This is a genomic window from Psychrobacter sp. H29 (genome assembly GCF_059073055.1).
Genome location: NZ_JCACRY010000001.1, coordinates 1,906,306 through 1,925,809, shown reverse-complemented (window position 1 = coordinate 1,925,809; position 19,504 = coordinate 1,906,306). Strand labels below are relative to the sequence as shown.

13 protein-coding genes are annotated in these 19,504 nt (G+C 45.9%); 3 read left to right on the top strand and 10 right to left on the bottom strand.

Annotated elements, in window-relative coordinates; genetic code table 11:
* Window positions 1-469 precede the first annotated feature (469 nt).
* Window positions 470-3,865 (top strand): DNA translocase FtsK, encoded by a 3,396-nt coding sequence (locus AC5JP1_RS07750; protein WP_493843703.1) that lies wholly within the window; start codon window positions 470-472, stop codon window positions 3,863-3,865.
* A 283-nt stretch (window positions 3,866-4,148) separates the two neighbouring features.
* Window positions 4,149-5,642 (top strand): amidase, encoded by a 1,494-nt coding sequence (locus AC5JP1_RS07745; RefSeq protein WP_493843702.1) that lies wholly within the window; start codon window positions 4,149-4,151, stop codon window positions 5,640-5,642.
* A gap of 78 nt (window positions 5,643-5,720) precedes the next feature.
* Here the strand turns inward: AC5JP1_RS07745 and AC5JP1_RS07740 are convergent, their stop codons facing one another.
* The 8 genes from AC5JP1_RS07740 to dapC all read right to left on the bottom strand — a co-directional run bounded on the left by AC5JP1_RS07740 (window position 5,721) and on the right by dapC (window position 14,695).
* On the bottom strand, window positions 5,721-6,491 hold the full coding sequence (locus AC5JP1_RS07740) for a DODA-type extradiol aromatic ring-opening family dioxygenase (protein ID WP_493844451.1): 771 nt from the start codon (window positions 6,489-6,491) through the stop codon (window positions 5,721-5,723).
* A gap of 207 nt (window positions 6,492-6,698) precedes the next feature.
* Window positions 6,699-7,187 (bottom strand): 23S rRNA (pseudouridine(1915)-N(3))-methyltransferase RlmH, encoded by a 489-nt coding sequence (gene rlmH, locus AC5JP1_RS07735; RefSeq protein ID WP_443527221.1) that lies wholly within the window; start codon window positions 7,185-7,187, stop codon window positions 6,699-6,701.
* A gap of 96 nt (window positions 7,188-7,283) precedes the next feature.
* The gene (locus tag AC5JP1_RS07730) at window positions 7,284-7,832 is read right to left on the bottom strand and encodes a DUF421 domain-containing protein (RefSeq protein ID WP_493843701.1); all 549 of its coding nucleotides are present in this window, start codon (window positions 7,830-7,832) and stop codon (window positions 7,284-7,286) included.
* Window positions 7,833-7,958: 126 nt separating this feature from the next.
* A complete protein-coding gene (locus AC5JP1_RS07725; protein WP_493843700.1) occupies window positions 7,959-8,444 on the bottom strand; it encodes an ABZJ_00895 family protein in 486 nt (161 codons plus the stop codon).
* Window positions 8,445-8,583: 139 nt separating this feature from the next.
* Window positions 8,584-10,563 carry a D-alanyl-D-alanine carboxypeptidase/D-alanyl-D-alanine-endopeptidase gene (locus AC5JP1_RS07720; protein WP_493843699.1) on the bottom strand — a complete coding sequence of 660 codons (1,980 nt, stop codon included), beginning with the start codon at window positions 10,561-10,563 and terminating at the stop codon, window positions 8,584-8,586.
* Window positions 10,564-10,755: 192 nt separating this feature from the next.
* Window positions 10,756-11,361: a 3'-5' exonuclease gene (locus tag AC5JP1_RS07715; protein ID WP_493843698.1), complete on the bottom strand. Its 606-nt coding sequence runs from the start codon at window positions 11,359-11,361 to the stop codon at window positions 10,756-10,758.
* 17 nt (window positions 11,362-11,378) lie between these two features.
* A complete protein-coding gene (locus AC5JP1_RS07710) occupies window positions 11,379-13,331 on the bottom strand; it encodes a DUF294 nucleotidyltransferase-like domain-containing protein (protein ID WP_493843697.1) in 1,953 nt (650 codons plus the stop codon).
* A gap of 155 nt (window positions 13,332-13,486) precedes the next feature.
* Entirely contained in the window at window positions 13,487-14,695 is a 1,209-nt protein-coding gene (gene dapC / locus AC5JP1_RS07705; RefSeq protein ID WP_493843696.1) for a succinyldiaminopimelate transaminase, read from the bottom strand.
* Between the two features lie 264 nt (window positions 14,696-14,959).
* Here dapC and AC5JP1_RS07700 point away from each other — a divergent pair, with 264 nt between their 5' ends.
* Window positions 14,960-15,631, top strand: a complete 672-nt coding sequence (locus AC5JP1_RS07700) for a hypothetical protein (RefSeq protein WP_493843695.1) — start codon at window positions 14,960-14,962, stop codon at window positions 15,629-15,631.
* Between the two features lie 112 nt (window positions 15,632-15,743).
* Here AC5JP1_RS07700 and glnD read toward each other — a convergent pair whose 3' ends face one another.
* Window positions 15,744-18,461: a [protein-PII] uridylyltransferase gene (glnD, locus tag AC5JP1_RS07695; protein WP_493843694.1), complete on the bottom strand. Its 2,718-nt coding sequence runs from the start codon at window positions 18,459-18,461 to the stop codon at window positions 15,744-15,746.
* A gap of 241 nt (window positions 18,462-18,702) precedes the next feature.
* Window positions 18,703-19,494: a type I methionyl aminopeptidase gene (gene map, locus AC5JP1_RS07690; RefSeq protein WP_442967669.1), complete on the bottom strand. Its 792-nt coding sequence runs from the start codon at window positions 19,492-19,494 to the stop codon at window positions 18,703-18,705.
* Window positions 19,495-19,504: the final 10 nt, after the last annotated feature.

Sequence of the window (19,504 nt, the reverse complement as noted above, 5' to 3'; positions counted from 1 at the left end):
TATGGTTTTTCTGATTGCTGTGTGATAATAACATAAGGGCATAGGTCGAAAAGTGCAAGTTTGCTAAAACAAACACAGCTATCATTAGAATCAAAGCATAATAACCTTGAAATACTAGCGCTAGGAACAGCTGGTATTTTATAGCGTTTGTACAAAACCGCTAGCAATACTCTATTGGTGGACGGTTTTTTTGCACAAATAGCGTCTCGATTTACTTTCCTACACGCTTTATTTATAAGACTGTCGCCACTGTACCTATGTATTTGTTATTATAAGGAGTTATGCCGAGTGCGGTAAGGTTTGGGTGATAATAACGGTTATGCGTTCTTATGATGCTAGGTCTTACGATAAATACCTCCTTACCAAAAACACTCCGCGAGGTACATCTATGTCAGCACTTTATGTCAGCATGATTAGGCTTAGTCATGCGTTGGCGACCATTTAGTATTAACAACAAGGCAGATTTTACGTGATATCAGCACCGCATATTGAGTATTTAAAAAAGGGAATGTTTACCCTCCTTGGGTTAATACTGGCCGTATATCTGTTTGTCATTCTAATGACTTACACAGGCAATGATCCTAGCTGGTCGCATATCAGTAGTGACATGACAACCATCAATAATATGGGTGGTCAGACGGGTGCTTGGTTATCTGACTTGCTCTACAGCTTTTTTGGGTTTGGTGCCTGGTGGTTTTTAGCATTTGTCGTTTATGAGTCGATTCTTATTTGGTGGGACAATAAACCCACGTTTTGGCTCATGCGACTGGTCGCTTACGTGTTTTTGTTGCTGACTGCTAGTGCGTTATTTGCACAATTGGTCGCCCTAATTCAACAAGTGACTAACCCTGCATCGATGGGACTTGAAGGTGTGGCTGGTGGTATTATCGGTCTTGAGTTACAAGAGCGCTTGGCACAGCTGCTATCACAGTGGGGTAGTGCGGCCTTCTTGGCGGTATTTGTCGTGATTACGGCTACCTTCGCTTTCAATATTCATTGGCTTGCAATATATCAGAAGATTACGGCGTTATCGTGGTTTGGCTCAGGCGTAAAGAACAAAGAGGATGTTGACGTTACTCGGCCAATCAGTGGGCCACAAGACGATAGCCACAGCGTAGATGATCAGGCTGAGCAGCAAGTAGAGCATGAACAACTACCACTTGAGCTACAATCAGCTGACCATACTGACAGTATTAATGAGGCAGATAACAGTAGCCGGTTCAGTAATGTGTTGTCAGACTTCTTGTCGACATCAGGGTTGGCAGACAGCGTCAAAGCCTCTATAGCGACCGCTAAAGAAGCTACTACGTCAAGCGATGAAAAAAGTGCGCCACTATATACAGCGCCAGCGACTGCCAGTGCTATGGCTGATAGCACAGCGGACCATATCGCACCATCAGCAATGTCAGCTCCTACCGCGATACCTGCTCGAAAAGTCGAGCCAAGTTTTGCATGGAACGATGCTAATACGGTTGATGACCTGCTCGCGAGTGAGCATATGGTTTATGGTGCCAGCAGTATAGAGAGCTCTAGTGCACCTGTACCCAACTATACTCAGACAGACACAACTATAGACATGCCCGAAGAGGAGTGGGCATCAAACTCCCAAGCGATGCCAATTGCGCAAACAGCTGCGACTGAACCTGCTAAATATAACCAAGAGCTCGATGGTCAGCCACAAGCTAATGCGCCTGAAATAACTCAAGCAAGTGATACGAGTCAAAGCGTCGATCAGTTAGCAGAAGCATGGTTGGCTGAGCATGGTGACCTATCCGAACCTGCCACAAACATTGCAATGCAAGACTCTCAGAGTATTCAAGATACTGTTATAACGGAACAGGCTCGAGTTGAGCAAGCCGTCATTGAGCAACCTGGAGTTGAACAGTCTAAAGTTCAGGACATAATCGAAAAGCCTGCAATTGAACAACCTGTCGCTAAACAAGCGGTACAGGAACAAATAATAGAGCCTATACCACAGGTAACCGCTAGCTCTACAAATAAGTCGTCTCCTGAGCCAGCAGAACAGCCGTATGATGAGGTATCACTATCTGTATCTGAAGAGCCGATTGCAGCAGCAATGGACGTCGTACCAACCGTGTCAGATATCTCAGATATGACACCAACCAATACACCACCTGCAAACCCGAAGGCAGCACCAACAGTAGAATCGGTAAGCCCAGTTGTAGACGCACAGCCAATAACCGCAGCAAAACCATCTGTTAGTTTTGCTGTCCCTGAGGGTGATAGCAGCAACCATATCACGGATATGATGCCAGAAGATGACAGTGCTGAGGATGCGAGTGCCCCAGTCATGCCGCACATTAGCGATGATGCAGCATTCAGTCAAAAATCACGCTCGATGCAAACGGCGGCCTATCGCAGCAGCCTTACGCCCATTCCAGAGGTCTCTATACTGGATAAGCCCGATCCTGACCGTAAGCCTAGCTATACCGTCGCCGAGCTTGAACAGTTATCTGAATTGTTAGAGATTAAGCTACAGGAGTTCAATGTAAAAGCGTCTGTCGTCAACGCTATCCCAGGGCCTGTTGTGACTCGTTTTGAAGTAGAGCTGGCTGCTGGTGTCAAAGCGAGTAAGGTAACGGGTATCTCGCGTGACTTGGCGCGTTCACTATCTATGGCGTCACTACGTGTGGTCGAAGTAATACCGGGCAAGCCATATATCGGTATCGAAGTGCCCAATAAAAAACGTGAAATGGTACGCTTAATTGAGCTGTTAAATACGGATACTTTCAAAGACCCCAAAGCACAAATCAGTATGGCAATGGGAAAAGATATCGGTGGCAACCCTATTATCACTGATCTTGCGCGCGCGCCGCATATGCTGGTTGCTGGTACGACAGGCTCTGGTAAGTCAGTACTGGTCAACTCGATGCTGCTCTCTATGCTACTGAAGTATACGCCCAACGAGCTGCGCCTGATCTTGATTGATCCAAAGCAGCTTGAGCTTGCCAACTATAATGACATTCCGCATCTATTGACGCCAGTAGTCACTGATATGACAGAGGCGGCCAGTAGCTTGTCGTGGTGTGTGGCAGAGATGGAGCGCCGCTATCAATTAATGAGCCTACTCAAAGTGCGTAAGCTCAATGAGTTCAACAAAAAGGTTATGGCAGCAGAACAATCAGGCAATCCTATGCTTGACCCACTATGGCGACCGAACGATAGCGTCAGTATCAGTCAGGCACCAAAGCTCAAAACCTTACCGATGATTGTTATTGTCGCCGATGAGTTTGCTGATATGATTATGCAGGTTGGTAAACAAGCCGAAGAGCTCATCACGCGTTTGGCACAAAAATCACGGGCAGCAGGTATTCATCTGATGCTAGCCACGCAGCGTCCATCCGTCGATGTTATTACTGGTTTGATCAAAGCAAACATTCCCGTGCGTGCAGCACTACGAGTCAACTCAAAAGTCGATTCACGTACGATCCTAGATAGTGGCGGTGCTGAAGACATGCTGGGTAATGGGGATATGTTGTTTTTAGGACCTGGGCAGATTGAGCCAGATCGTGTGCATGGTGCTTATGTGAGTGACGAAGAGGTCAACCGTGTCTGTGATGCGTGGCGTGAGCGCGGTGCGCCTGACTATATCGACAATATGGCCGGGAACTTTGAGCTGTCTAGTCCGGGCAGCGGTGGTAGCGCCAATGCTTCTGGTGAAGACGATGACTTGTACAATGATGCAGTCGCCTTTATCATGGAAACCCGCAAGGTTTCAGCCTCTAGTATTCAGCGTAAATTTAGTATCGGCTACAACCGTGCGGCGCGTATTGTTGACTCTATGGAAGAAGCGGGATTGGTCAGCTCTATGGGCAAAAGTGGTAAGCGCGAACTATTGATGTAGCGATAGGTTCAAGTTGATAACGAAAAAGCGAGTCACGAAAGTGGCTCGTTTTTTTTGCTTTAAGTTAAGATAGATATCTTTAAGTTGAAAGTGTTGAAGTGAACTGTGTCTATATTCAAGTAGACGTCACTGAATACTTCAAATGACTAATGAGTTTGTTTATCCATTATTTGTAATGACTTTTTGTACTAAACTAAAAGAGGTATATTAGGCAAATATATATATATTTTAAAAAGCAATCATTCCAAAATTTACGACAGTTACTCTCCAAGGAAGGTTAGTTATGTTTAAAGAATATACTCAGTATGATGCTATAGGGTTAGCGGCATTGGTCAATGCAGGTGAGGTCAGTGCAAAGGAGCTGTTGGACGCCGCGGTGTATCAAGCCAATGAAGTGAACCCTAAGCTCAATGCCATTGTGCATCGTTTCGATGAGCGCGCTTACGATGCTGCGCAGGCAGGACTGCCATCTGGCGTGTTTACGGGTGTACCTTACCTGCTCAAAGATCTATCGTTTAGCTTCGCTGATGAGCCTATTACAATGGGTAGCCGTAGTGTCAATATCATCTCAGAAAAAGACAGCGAAATCGTCAAACGCATGAAGTCGACAGGTGTCAACACCTTCGGTAAGACCAATACGCCAGAGTTTGGTTTAATTATCACCACCGAGCCAAAAGCGCATGGCGTCACTCACAACCCATTTAAAAAAGGCTATAGCTCTGGTGGTTCATCAGGTGGTAGTGCAGCAGCAGTCGCGAGCGGTATCGTACCGATGGCAGGCGGCGGTGACGGTGGCGGCTCGATACGATTTCCCTCTGCATGGTGCGGTACGTTTGGATTAAAACCAAGCCGTGGACGCAACCCAATGGGCCCTAACCTTGGTGAAGGCTGGGACGGGGCAGTTGCCGATCATGTAATCACACGCTCGGTACGTGATAGTGCCGCGATGCTCGATGCCACGAATGGTGCAGAGATTGGAGCGCCGTATGTCATTGCGCCACCAGATGGGACTTTTTTGCAAGCGGCCATGCGAGCGCCCAAACCACTCAAAATTGCGTTGCAGCAGCAGCCACTGATCGCCAATACTGCCGTGGATAAAGAAGTCCTTGCTGTACTAGAGCAAACCGCCAAGCAACTAGAGTCCATGGGTCATCAGGTCGTACACGCGGAGCCAGATATCGATATCGAGCAGTTTTGGCACGACTTTATCGTAGTGGTGTGCGCACATACTGCCTTTACGATTGATAATATCGAGCGGGAGTTCGGGTCTGAGCATATCAAAAACTTAGAGCCGCAAACCTATAATATGGCGCTACTTGGACGCTCGTTATCGGCAGTAGATTTGGTCCATGCCAAGCACGGTTGGCATCACAGTCAATACCAAACGGGTCTGTTATTAGACACCTACGATATGATTTTGTCGCCGACAGTGCCAACGCCTGCTGTCAAACATGGTGTGCTACCACCTAGTCGCATGGACGAGATGATGATGCGTAGTGCTGGAATACTCAATAAAGGGTTTGATATGGGTAGATACGCCTTTAAGTCAGGCATGATCGAAAAACTGAGCGCTCCTGTATTAGGAAAAATGGGCTTTACGCTATTGGGCAATATCACAGGATTGCCAGCCATGTCAGTACCTGTCGGCATGAGCAAAAAAGGCTTGCCAATTGGTATGCAGCTCATCGGCCGTATGAATGATGAGGCGACCTTATTGAGTTTAGCAGGCGAGATAGAGCGCGCAGGCTTATTTACTAAGCCTGCCTTTGAGAAGTAGTTTTATGCGTTTTGATTAGATAAGTAGGCGCTAATAATAAGTAAGCGCTAATAATAAGTAAGCGCTAATAAATAAGAGTTAATCAAAGCGATAGATATCCATGCCCAAGCTATGGTGCGCCATACTCTGATGAACGACAGAGACGCGCTGACCAGCACCTAACGCAAAAAACAGCGGCAGTAAATGCTCGTCGCTTGGGTGAATGTCTTTGTACTCAGGGTATTGTTGCCAGTCGAGGGCAGTAGGTATATCTGTCTTGAGCTGCTGGAGCAACCACTGCTTAAAGGCTTTGGCTGCTTGATCGATGCTATCGGCTTCCCAGCGCAGTGCTTGCAGGTTGTGAGTGATATTACCTGAACCAATCACAAGGATCTGCTCGTCACGTAGCTGCGCAAGCTGCGCCCCCAATTGATAGCAAGCGATACTGTCATAATGCTGCGGCAAGGATACTTGGACAATAGGCACATCTGCCTCTGGGTACAGATGTCTCAGTGGCGCCCACACCCCATGGTCACAAGCGCGCATTGGGTTGACGCTACAGGTGATACCACGAGCAGTGAGATGCTGAGCAAGTGTCTCAGCTAGCGCTGGTTGACCTGATGCAGGATACTGCAGCTCGTACAGTTCAGGCGAAAAGCCCGAGAAATCATGCCATGTCTTTGGCTGCGGGTTACTGCTAATCTCGAGCTTTGCTGATTGCCAATGTGCCGACATAATGATGATGGCACGTGGCTTCGGTAGGTTTTGTCCGATACGTGCCAGTGCGCTGGTCGTGGCAGATTGCTCAATTGCAAGTGTGGGTGCCCCATGCGAGATAAACAGTGCCGGTAGTTTGGCCGTATTAGACATTACCGCAGACGCACTGTCCCATGCCGCAGCAGAGGTAATAGGCGTCGGTGCACTATCGTGATAATGATCACGCTGTTGCGTAATTTGAGAGGCGTTGGAGGTCGCGCGTTTTGGATATTTCATGTAGCATTTATTAGGGCGCGCGCTGGTTTTTCAATCCGTTGTCTGATGGATATTTTAGAGTAAGATCGCCGTTATGGCTTTTATCTAATTACCACGGTGATAAGGATGGTTGTTATTGATACTCATCGCACGGTATAACTGCTCCATGAGGACAACACGAACTAGAGGATGCGGTAATGTCAGCGCCGACAATGACCATTTTACATCTGCCTTTGCCAGTACTTCTGGTGATACCCCATCTGCACCGCCAATGACCAAGGCAATATCATCGCCTTGCTGCATGGCACCTGAGAGTTTATCTGCCAGTCCCTCGGTCGATAGCATCTTACCTTTGACATCGAGTACCCATAGCTGCTCACGGCTTGCAGCATTGTGCGCGGCCAATATCGCTTGACCTTCTTGCTCACGGTACTGTGCTAGATTGGCATCTGATGGGTTCTTTGCCCGTTTTGCAGCAGCAATCTCTACAATCTCTGTGCTTAGCATCGGCTGAATACGCTTAAAGTATTCATCAAACCCTGTTTGTACCCAGCTCGGCATTTTATTACCAACGCTCAAAATTCTTACTTTCATAATACCTACCAACTTAATTATCAATAACTATCAAAATCATCACGAAAACTACTGTGTATACGACAACACGATATCTACTACGTTATCTTCAAAAACTCACATCAACGGTTTGAGCGTTTCTGATACGCTACGATCTTTACTTTTGCTATCATCGTTCTCATCAGATGGTTTTGGTTTTGGAATCACGCTGAGCTTGGCATCAGATTCAAAGACAACGGCTTCAATGTCGTCAAAGTTGTTTATACCTTCGTCGCGCATCGCACATTCGATTTCTTGGCGAGTTAAACGCTCCGCGCGCATCGCCTCTGGCAAAAACTGTCCTTGATAAAACACAATCCGTGGATCGGACAAAATCACACTGCTAAATTGCAGTGAGATAGAAGCGTACTTGGTCACCAAGAACTGTAAGAGGTACAGTACTAAAATAGAGGACACCCCTTCGATGAATGGGATGTTTTTTAGCAAGATAGTACTCGCACCCAACGAGCCAATCATGACCGTGACGATCCAATCAAAATTATTGAGCTGTGACGTCGATCGCTTACCTGAGGCTTTGGTGACCAGTACGATCAACACGTAGACCATGACCGTTGTCAGAACAATGCGACCAAGCTTGTCTATGTTGTCAAAAAAGACCATTTCCATGATGTTTGCTCCTCTTATAAGATAAAACACATAACCGCTAAAATCCTACTCGTTAAAGTTAGCCTAACGGATTTTACGTATGAGTAGGGGAAAACTTTGTAGCACCTTGTAGACAGTTGGCTGTGCTTAGGTGTTCTTATGTATAGGGTTCAAAAAATGATTGATCACCCAGATGCTAAGGCGTGCGCTGACCAAGGTGAATACAAACATCATAACCAGAGAAGAGAGCAGTGGTAGCGGACGTGCCATCGCCATCTCAAACAATACCTCACGGCTGACCATATCAAACAACCAAAACCATATTGCCAAAAAATAAATAGCCGTCAACAACCAGACAATAGCGACACCGCCAAACATAATGGTATTGATTTCGCCTTTAGCCAAGGCTCGCTGGTGATGCTTAATAAATTTGCTAACAGCAATATAGGCGCCGACAGTAATAGAGACCACCATCACCAGTTGTGAGTTGAGCGCAAACTGAGTCTGAATCATCATAAATATCGTACTGGCAAGCGTATAGCCAATCGCAAAAAAGCCAACATATTGCGCCAGTTTAGGCTGTGTGGTTGTAAGCGCTTGCGACTTATTGAGCGTGGTTGTCTGGCGTGACATAGGCTTACCTTTGTAAAATAAAATAGTAGAGATATAGGGATAATACATGCAGCAAAGCATCATAGTGCCTGCGTCAAAACACTGAATACGATGAGTGCTTATTTGAGTGTTTACGATTTACCAAAAAACGCTAATAGAGTCAGCGCTGAGCGGTCCAATCAAGCATCGCATCGAGTACGGGTCTGGCGGTATAAGGATTGAGAGCTTGCTCGGTATTGATGATACCAACGACCACATAGTCTTGACCGGATACCCCTTTGACATAACCTGCCATCGAGGTGACATTATTTAGTGTGCCTGTCTTTATCCATGCTCGGCCAATCGCTGCCGACTCAGGTAAGCGCTCGCTATGAGCTGCAATTGTGCCACTGACCCCTGCGATACCTAACGAGTCGACGTAAGCGGCAAAGCTTGGGTGACCATAAGCATACGTCAACAGCTCGGCAAGGTTGGCGGCTGTGATGGTACAGCTACGGCACAGTCCTGAGCCATTGGTTAGGTAAGGGGACGGTGTGCTCAGATTGGCTTGCCACCAGTGATCAATGGTCTGTAAGGCTGATGAGTAGTCGGTTGTATGAGGTTTACCAAACTGATATAAGCTATCGCTCTTTTGAGAATCATCTTGTGCACTTGGTTCTTTATTGTTTGTTGATGTGCTGTTTGGATCAGCGATAGGTTGACCAGCAGGCATGGTCGGCGCAATTTCTGATTTGTCGTACGCCCCTATAGATAGTGCTACTTGCTCAGCCATGACATTGTTTGAGAAGTGGTTGATATCATGAATTTGCTGCGTAAGACTCAAAGAAGGGAAGCTGACTATCGGCAGAGGTGACATCGCAATAGCTGTGAGACTAGGTGCTGTTTTTTGGATTTTATGATTATGGTAAGGCGTTTCTTGCGAGATAACTTTTCCGCTTAAGGTATTATCTAGCGCTTGCCATTTTGCCGCGACGACATAGGCAGCAAACTCCTTCGCATTAGGATACGCGACATAAAACATATGCTCACCACAACGCTCTGGCAGGTTGGCATTAAGTGTGAGCTGCTCTGCTTGCCACTGCGGCGCTAGACTATAGCTTGCCTGTCCACAGGAAGCTTCGCGGGTGTTTATTTTATCTGGCAGGTTATAGTTTGCCAATCGCGGCTTATAGACTAGGCTGGCTTGACCATTCTCTAAAGGATAGGTTTTGATACCGATAGTGCTAAAATTAACCAAAAACCCATCGGGGCTTGCGTTATAAGGGCGCAAAGGCGAGTTATCAAAGGCAGCGGGATCTTCGCTTACGTTCTTAAATATAGCGCTATCGACAATGATATCGCCATCGATGTGGCGAATACCTGAGGCTTGTACTTTATAAAGCAGTTGTTTCAACCGCTCGTGAGTCATCTTTGGATCACCGCTACCCTGAATGATCAAATCACCATACAGGCGATCGCCGATGACGATACCAGTGTGGTAGACCCGTGTGTACCAGACAAAATCCGCTCCTAACGTATCTAAAGCGATAAAGCTGGGAACAAGTTTCATAGTGCTGGCAGGAGTACGTGAAATGTCCGACTGATGGTCTAGCAAAGGTGAAAAAGAAATCTTTATTGAGGTGCTTTCATTGTTAACAGTGCGACTAGTGTCAACAGCACTATTCGTATCATGAGTCAACTTAGGTGTGTCGTCAGGCAGTACGGTTGGGATGCTTTCTACACTCTGATAAGTATAAGGGTCATCAGTATAAGCGTGTATTTTTTGCTCGTGTTTTACAATAGTGCGCTGTTCTATCGTGATCAGTGCGCTCTGCTGGTCAGGATGTTTTGCAACATGGCTAGAGCGGTTCTTGCTAGCAGTCATATCAGTCGATGTATCTTTAGCTACTGCCGCCTGCATCGATTGGTTATTAGAGTCACTGCTATCGGTCACCTGAATAGGAGAGGGTAGACGACTGGTGTTCTTATCACCTACGGGTGTAATGACAATACTGATATCAGAGTCTGTGAGATCGGCCCGCGACAATGCCGATTGAATAGCGTCTGGCAGTGCGGCGTACGCGTGAACTGGCGTCACTAGCGCTGCTGACAATAGTGCCAACACAGATAAGTGTTTAGTCGATTGGTGAAACGACAGCATACGATTGCAACCCCTGATACAAGCTTTGATCTTAGGCGTGATAGATGGATGATTATTTCGCTTGGGTATATCGCACTTAGCAGGGTATCGCATGAGCAGGTTTCATCAGGTGGTAAAAACCGCCTATGGTAACATGAGTTACTGTTTTCGCCCATGCTGTCACAAGCTCAATTTTATCACCGATGGCAGATATTAGCGCACATGCAAAAATGCCATCGCTGTCATGATCGCATCGTTATAAGCGTCGTGAGCGCCAAGCTCAGGAATATCATAATGCGCTAAGATACGGGTTAGGTCCTGAGACTGACCAACAAGGTTTTGGGCCTGACCACTCATACGCTGACTGTGTAAATGGCGTAAGTCGATAATGTCATTTGGCAGCGCTGTGCCCATGTAGCGTTTGACCAAAGGATTCAAAAACGCCAGGTCTAGCTGTGTGCAAAATCCGACAATCGGTCGATTGCCTATAAAGGGTAGCAATAATGCCAACATATCTTCATAGCTCATTCCATGCTCGACATCGGCAGTACGCAGACCATGAATGACAATGGTGTCACGATCTGGCATCACAGGAGGCCTGCATACCACATGCATACCATCACCTGTGTTGATCGTATTACCATCGATATGTATTGCCGCTACAGATAGCAAATGGTGCTTTTTGGGGTTTATTCCGGTCATTTCACAGTCAATCGCTACCCACTGCTCAGCCAAAGGTGTGGTGAACATGGTTTCTAGCTCTGGGCGCTGTAGCTGCGTCTTTTGCCAAGCGCGAGATAACTGCTGTAGCCAGCTCATATTGATTGCTCGTCCATTTATGCTATTTCTAGCTGATAGTGTTGACGCAGCTGATTCTTAAAGCTTTTTACGACTGCCAGACACTCTTTGAATAGATCACGTTCAAGGGCAGTCAGCGTCATCGGGTTGACCTGCCGTGCGTGTTTGTCATCGGTTGACAGTGCCACTGATAAACGCTGCGCCATAAAAAACTCTAAAGCCTCTAGCAATGTACTGGCGCGCTCTTGGCTCAAGGCATCAGCCTGTACTAAGGCTTTTAAGCGACCTTTGCTACTAGGAACATCGAGCACATCGTACTCTATTGCCAAAGCACGAATACCGTGAACCAGTGGAAAGATACCTGCTTTTTTTAGATCAATATCTACTGATACTGATTTACCGCCTATCAAAGGTACAAACTTTTGCCACCACTGATTGACATCACCGAACTGTAGTGCCGCACGCGCAAACTGACGTACAAACATTGGATCGGCTTGTCTATGAGCAAGTTTTAGATGCTGACGCACTTGTGTTAGCAGGGTCTCATCACCGCAGACGTATTCTCCATCTAGTATGGCAGACAGGTAAATAGCATGCATCGGATCAGTATTTCTAAACCATAAGCCAATCTGTGCGGTAAACAGTTTGAGGGGTTGCCGCCACATGGGGTTAGTCATCATGATATTACCATCGCACAGCGGATAACCAAGCGTTGCTAAGTGGGTATTAAACGTCTCGGCAAACTGCGCCAAATCAGGATGAGTATAGTCATCACGAATGATGAGTGCATTGTCTTGATCGGTACGCATGATTTGCTCACCGCGACCTTCTGAACCCATGACGATGAGGCAAGTGTTGCGGATCACCTCATTAGGTACGATCAGTTGCCACAGCTTGGTAAATACTTGTGCATTTAAGGTCTGCACCATACGGCTGATATTACCGATTTTCACACCGTTTTGATGCTGAGCCCGAATATAGCGCCCGATGAGTTCGACTGCCGTATCTAGGCTCGATAGATCAGTTGCTTGCTCTATTTGAATACTGATGAGCTGCGAATGATGACCAATATGAGCCAGCATATCGCTTTGCCCCAGTACACCAATGACACTACCATTACCATCAATTACTGGCAGTCTATGAATGCGGTAGCGGGTCATGGTGAGTAGTGCGTCACCAATTTCGTCAGTGGCTTTGATGGTACGTAGCTTAAAATTAGTATAGCGCTGGCAAAGGGTTTTGGCAGGATCTTGTCTGTCACTGATGGCACGGCAGATATCAGTATCAGTGAGAATACCTAGCACGAGCGGCATTTCGTCTTCGGTCCTTGATATATTTTCTATATGTTCAAGCGGTCGTACCAGCACATGCTTTAGCCCAGCCTGGGTCATGATACGCGCAGCGTCATATAAGCTGCTATTGGCATCGACGATATGTACTGGTAATAGATGAACCTCTCTCACCGGTTGTAGCATAATTTGCTGTACTTCTTGTTGATTGGTATAGCGGGTAGGATCTCGTGCTTTATGGTTGCTACGGCGCTGCTGCAAGGCTTTTAGTCGTTCTGGTAATTTGTCTGATAGCATTTGTCGTACCAGATAATTTTGTGCGCTGATCTTATCGACGGTGGTGCCATTAACTTGCAGTAATAAGGTCTCTTCATTGGCTCGAAATTGATACGATTGTACAGGCGAGATTGCAGTTTTTTGTGGGCTGCTTTTGATGCCTGGCTCCGGTAAACGCCGGCTATCAAACCAATCATTGTTGTTCGGATCGTCAGAGTGGTTACTCCCTAGATAAGATGCAACAAACTCACCACCCAGTGATTGCTCAATCTGCCCTTTAATGACCACATACAGATATTGCATCTCTTCTATCGGCAAGCTTTCATTTTTAGCAAGGTAGCGGATTTGAGTATTTTTTCTGATGCTTTGACGCTCAGCTAAGCTTAATACATCAAATGGCGGCTGGGTAAAATCAAGATGGGGCATGGCATCATCCTTGATGGCATATTCTGCAATAGAGTTTTTACTATAGCACTATTACTACAAAACCCTTAATGCAAAAAGCCTCTAACAACCCTATTTATATTAAGGTTATTAGAGACTGTTGTACTATCTAAATTTCCAGCTTTCTAAGTAGCTGTCTATGCTCCTAGTAATTTACGAATACGGTGTATCGCTTCGCGGCTCTCATCGACACTAGCAACGAGCGCAACACGGACAAACCCTTGTCCAGGATTGTTACCATCGATCTCGCGCGATAGATAGCGTCCTGCCAACGCGTGAATATTAGCCTGTTCATATAGGGCTTTGACGAACACTTCATCATCACCATCGAACTGCTCAGGCACTTTTATCCAAAAGTAAAAACCAGCATCTGGCATCCGTAGCTCTAGCAGCTGACCCAGCTCAGACATCCATAGCGCAAACTTCTCTTGATACAGGGCGCGGTTGTGTGTCACATGCTTCTCGTCTTGCCATGCTGCAATAGAGGCAAGCTGATGTGGTATCGGCATCGCACAGCCTTGATAGGTACGATACTGCAAATATGCCTTTAAAATCTTGGCATCACCGGCCACAAAGCCAGAGCGCAGACCAGGTAGGTTTGAGCGCTTAGATAAGGAGTGAAAGACAACGCAGTTCTTAAAGTCACGTCGACCGAGCGCCGCGCAAGCCTGCAATAGTCCGATGGGAGCAGTATCAAAATATAGCTCGCTATAGCACTCATCACTAGCAATGATAAAACCATGCTGATCTGATAGGCGAATAAGGTATTCCCAATCCTCCATAGTCATAACCGAGCCGGTTGGATTATTCGGACTACAGACAAACAGAAGCTGCGTACGTGCCCACACCTCTTGCGGCACAGCGCGATAATCACCCTTAAAGTCATTGTCCGATGTACAAGGAACAAAGTAAGGCGTCGCTTGTGCCAGTATGGCTGCGCCCTCGTATATCTGATAGAACGGGTTGGGCATGACAACGGTCGGTGACACCGCAGATTCACCTGCATCTTGATCGACAACGGCCTGTACAAAGCTAAATATCGCTTCACGAGTCCCCATTACAGGCAGTACTTGGGTATTGGCATCGACATGATTGAGAAAAAAGCGCTTCTCTAACCAATGTGCAATCGTCTGACGCAACTCAAACATACCGTTCGTGGTCGGATAACGACTTATTTTGTCCAAGTTTTCGCTTAGCACGTCCAGCACAAACGCAGGCGGCTTATGTTTTGGCTCACCAATACCTAGTTTGATTTCACTGTAACCGTTGGCAGGCTTACTATCAGCCAGTAACGTTGCCATCTTTGCAAATGGATAGGGGTGTAGATTCTCTAAGTTGTGATTCATATGTTTGGTAACTATAATAGACAATTAATAATAAAGTTATAAAGAAAGTTTACATAAGAGCAGTGTAGCACTTCTCTTATTTTTTGTCTTTTTTGTTCTTATACCGCGCGTGCGAATTCATGATATCTGATGCCTAGGGCTGCTTCTATGACAGCCTATATTATAATACCCGAATCCATCAAATCGCTTTACGGTTAATACCTTATAACAATATAAAAGATGGCTACCATCATAAAGGGTAGATCATTTTGAGGATGATTTGATATGTCTAATGTGCTAAATAACGATGATCTCATCGCTCAAGATGCCAACAATAAAAATCTTAATACTGACTTGCAGTCTACTAATTTATACAAGTTACTAAAAGAGCGTGAACAGTGCTGGTGGCAAGCGCGGGAGCAACTGATTGAACGTCAAGAAAAGAAAGTATTTTGGTTTGGCGAAAACAGCCTGATCATGTGGTTGGTGTGGCAGCTGGTCGGTTATGTGGTCGTAGCCATGGCATTGATGCTGCTTAATAACCTGCTGAATATATCGCTAACGGCATGGCAGTATGTATCGTTGTTTGTACTGCAGACCATACTCTATATCAGTGCTTTTGCTGCCAAAGGTCGATTAGAAAATAAACTACAACGCAAAATAGATAAAGATGAGCTCATGAGCGAAGAGATGCTCAATGAGATGGTTATTCTAGCAGAGGACAGCCTTTATCCTGACGTGCATGCCAAAGCACCTATCTCTTTAGCGCAGTTAGATGACTACCTCAAAGGACAGTTTCATTTGGCAAGTTTACAATGTTTGCTACAAAAAGAAATCAGCGCAGGACGTCTAATAATGACTCAAACAGCGCTTGAATTAGGCGTACTGCCACCTGATCTTGCTGACGCTGAACTGCACGAACATGCAGATAATATAATATATAAGAGCACGCTATAAAGCGTGCCCTTAATCCTATTGGCTATTATGTCAGCCATATCAGCCATATCAGTTAGTGGTTGACCGACTAGTGGACGTTATCCATGGCAGTCAATCTCCAGTAGCGGTAACGCTAGTAGCTATAGACCACGTTATCTTCTCTTTTGGTTGTTAGACTGGCTAATAATGCTGACTTTAATGCTTCAAGCCTATCGGCAGATAGTGGTTTATCGTTTTGGTCACTGATATAAAACATATCTTCTGCACGCTCACCTAGGGTAGTAATACGCGCCGCATGAACTTCGATTTGCTCCTGCAAAAACATCTGTCCAACCCGAGCCAATAGTCCTGGCTGGTCTAGTGTCTCGAGACTCATGATGTGTTGGTTCGATGCTTCATTGAATTCAAAGCTAATAACTGTCTCAACCTCAAAATGTCGCAGCTGACGCGGCATACGTTTGTTTGCCAGCTTCAGAACGGTAGGATCTTTAAATGCATCAATCAAGCGTTGTTTAAGCTCTTGCTGACTGTCTTGATCCACCAACAGTGTGCCGCTAGGATCTAGTAATACATAAGAATCTAGGGCAAAATCGCGGGTCGCGGTAATAATACGGGCATCCAATACATCGAGATTCATCTGATCAAAAACAGCCATGGTAACGGCAAACAGATTAATCTGATCTTGGGTATAGACGAAGACCTGTACCGCGTCAAGCGCCAGCTCACGATGCTCACGCAAGACCACCAATGGTGGACTATCCGCATTAGAAGCAAGACCAATCGGTGGATGGTTCAAGATAGCTTCAGTGTGCCACAAAATATCCTCTGCAATCTCTCGCAAGAAGTATTCATCGCCCAGATCATCCCATAAACGCAACACTTCATCGCGGTTCATATGCTGATTATTGACGTTATCTAGCATGGTTAGCGCTTGTGTGCGTGTGGCGCTAATCATGTCTTGGCGGTTGGTCGGCGCATCGATATCAGCGCGCAAAATGCGCCGAGTCTGTGAGTACAGCTGTTTCATGAGTGTCGCCCGCCAGCTGTTCCACAGCTGTGGATTGGTCGCGTTCATATCTGCCACTGTCAGTACATACAGATGGTTTAGGTGAGTGACGTTGCCAATAAGATCTGAAAAGATGGTCACAACTTCAGGGTCTGAGATGTCTTTTTTCTGGGCAGTGATCGACATTAACAAATGATAGCGAGTCAGCCAACCCACCAAGTTAGCATCTGCCAGACTCATCCCATGCGACAAACAAAACTCAATCGATTCAGTTTGACCAAGCTCACTATGATCGCCGCCGCGACCTTTGGCAATATCATGGAACATCGCCGCGAGTACCAATATCTCTTTGCGTTCGATACGCTGAAAGATCGCACTGACCAGCGGAAAATCCTCAGAGAACATTGGATCGGTAAAGCGATGCAAAATTCGAATCAAAAATAAAGTATGTGCATCTACCGTATAACGATGGAACAAGTCATATTGCATGAGACCTGTGACTTGAGCAAAAGCAGGAATATAGTTGCCTAATACCCCATAACGATTCATGGTACGCAGACGATGGAACAGATAGTTTTGTTCTTTTAAGTTAGATAAGAACAGCGCCTTATGAGCGGGGTTGTCTCGATAAACTTGATCAATACCTCGGGCGGCAATTTTTAGAGCACGTAACGTATGGGTGCGAACCTTGTCGATACCATGCTGACCCATCAATAAAAACATCTCTAGAATAGACTCAGGATGCTGGGCGAAAACGCGATGATGCGCTATAGCGATTTGATTACCAATACGGTTAAATCTAGCATTGATTGGCTGCTTTTTTGGACGTTCATCATCAGGCAGCTGAGGTTCTATGATGGTCTCATAATAATGACTGGTGAGCATCTCAGACAGCGTGGATATCTGCATAGCACAGCGATAATAGTCGCGCATAAAGCGTTCGACGGCAGCATTGGGTTGATCGTCTGGTTGGGTCTCGTAACCCATCAGCTGCGCAATCTCACGCTGATAATCAAACAACAACTTATTTTCGTTGCGACCTGTCAATACATGTAAGTAGTGACGTATCTGCCATAAATAGCCTTCTGCAAAATTAAGCTCATCAAACTCTTTTTCAGTCAAAAAGTTCTGCTGTACCAAATCATAGAGCTTACTTACTCGAAAGTAGCGCTTGGTGACCCAGCCAATAATATGAATATCACGTAGACCGCCGGGCGCTGTTTTGATATTTGGCTCAAGGTTATACTCGGTAGAGTTGTGCTGTAGATAGCGCGCTTTAGTTTCTTCCATTTTTGCATCAAAAAAAGCGCGAGGAGACCATTGTTTATTCACAATTTGGATCGGCATATCTTGCAACGATTCGTTGCCGATAAGCAGGCGGGCTTCTAGCTGGGCACTAGCAATAGTATGATCAAGCGCGGCTTCTAGAGCATCACTGACACTACGTACAGAAAGCGCAGGCTCTAACCTAATATCCCACAGCAACGCAACTAGCTTATCGATCTTGCTACTGGCATCAGCGTCTATTTCGTCAGGAGACAGCAGTAAAATATCAATATCTGAATATAGAGATAACTCACCGCGTCCATAGCCACCAGTCGCAAAAAACGCCAAATCAGTTTTGTCTAGCTCAAACCACTTGAACAAAGCGACGAGTAAACTATCGATAGCGCAAGCACGTGCACCAACCAACTGACGGATATTGGTGCCACGTTCGAGTTCGCGACTGATATCCTCGTTGACTTGTGCTAACCATTCAGGAATCCCAAGCAGTGGTTTGTCGGTAGCGTTAGCTAGTAGTGGGAGAGGCGTGAGATCAATAGAAGCGCCATCGCAATTAAACATGAGCGTTATCCAATTAAGAGTTTATAAGTCAATCTATCAAGCTAATCTATGAAGTTGGCATGTCTGGTCAATCAACACACTGCTTGCTGGCAAAAGCCATCAATAAAAAGGGTTAGGTCATTAGAGTATAAAGATAAAAACCCTGTCAGCACAATACTCAATATCGCTTAGCTAAAGATGTCCTAACTATAGACCAAAAAATGAGCCAAAAAAAAGACCGCCTAGGCGATCTTTTATTGTCTTACTGTGTCAAAAAGCTTAAATCTTCTTCAGGGCGAGTCGTAAAGACTTCACAGCCATTGTCTGTCACGACCATAGTGTGCTCCCACTGAGCAGATAGCTTACGATCTTTGGTAATGGCGGTCCATTCATCTGGCAAGATTTTAGTCTGCCATGTCCCTTGGTTGATCATAGGCTCAATGGTAAAGGTCATACCTGTTTTTAGCTCAAACCCAGTGCCTTTTTTGCCATAATGCATGACCTGCGGCTCATGATGGAACTCATTACTGATACCGTGACCACAGAACTCACGCACGATACTAAAACGCTCAGGTTCTACCACTGCTTGGATTGCAGCGCCAACATCGCCTAAACGCGCGCCATTTTTGACCACACTCATACCAGCATATAGGGCGTCTTGTGCCACTTTGCAAATACGCTGCGCCATGATAGAGCCGTTGCCAACGATCCACATTTTTGAGGTATCGCCATAATAGCCATCTTTAATAACAGTCACATCAATGTTGATGATGTCACCGTCTTTTAATAGCTTGCTTTCAGTTGGAATACCGTGGCAGACCACGTGATTAACTGAGGTACAAATGGATTTTGGAAATCCATTATAGTTAAGCGGTGCAGGGATAGCCTGCTGTACGTTGACAATATAGTCATGAGCGATTTGGTTCAATGCCTCGGTACTGACGCCAACTTTGACATGCTCATCGAGCATTACCAGAACATCACTAGCGAGTTTGCCAGCCACGCGCATTTTTTCTATGGCATCAGCCGACTGGATAAGGTTTTTTTTAGTCATCGTCATCTAT

Excerpts from the sequence above, each read along its gene's own strand:
- AC5JP1_RS07745 (WP_493843702.1), top strand. The coding sequence starts at position 4,149 with ATGTTTAAAGAATATACTCAGTATGATGCTATAGGGTTAGCGGCATTG.
- AC5JP1_RS07740 (WP_493844451.1), bottom strand. The coding sequence starts at position 6,491 with ATGTCTAATACGGCCAAACTACCGGCACTGTTTATCTCGCATGGGGCA.
- rlmH (WP_443527221.1), bottom strand. The coding sequence starts at position 7,187 with ATGAAAGTAAGAATTTTGAGCGTTGGTAATAAAATGCCGAGCTGGGTA.
- AC5JP1_RS07730 (WP_493843701.1), bottom strand. The coding sequence starts at position 7,832 with ATGGAAATGGTCTTTTTTGACAACATAGACAAGCTTGGTCGCATTGTT.
- AC5JP1_RS07725 (WP_493843700.1), bottom strand. The coding sequence starts at position 8,444 with ATGTCACGCCAGACAACCACGCTCAATAAGTCGCAAGCGCTTACAACC.
- AC5JP1_RS07720 (WP_493843699.1), bottom strand. The coding sequence starts at position 10,563 with ATGCTGTCGTTTCACCAATCGACTAAACACTTATCTGTGTTGGCACTA.
- AC5JP1_RS07715 (WP_493843698.1), bottom strand. The coding sequence starts at position 11,361 with ATGAGCTGGCTACAGCAGTTATCTCGCGCTTGGCAAAAGACGCAGCTA.
- AC5JP1_RS07710 (WP_493843697.1), bottom strand. The coding sequence starts at position 13,331 with ATGCCCCATCTTGATTTTACCCAGCCGCCATTTGATGTATTAAGCTTA.
- dapC (WP_493843696.1), bottom strand. The coding sequence starts at position 14,695 with ATGAATCACAACTTAGAGAATCTACACCCCTATCCATTTGCAAAGATG.
- AC5JP1_RS07700 (WP_493843695.1), top strand. The coding sequence starts at position 14,960 with ATGTCTAATGTGCTAAATAACGATGATCTCATCGCTCAAGATGCCAAC.
- glnD (WP_493843694.1), bottom strand. The coding sequence starts at position 18,461 with ATGTTTAATTGCGATGGCGCTTCTATTGATCTCACGCCTCTCCCACTA.
- map (WP_442967669.1), bottom strand. The coding sequence starts at position 19,494 with ATGACTAAAAAAAACCTTATCCAGTCGGCTGATGCCATAGAAAAAATG.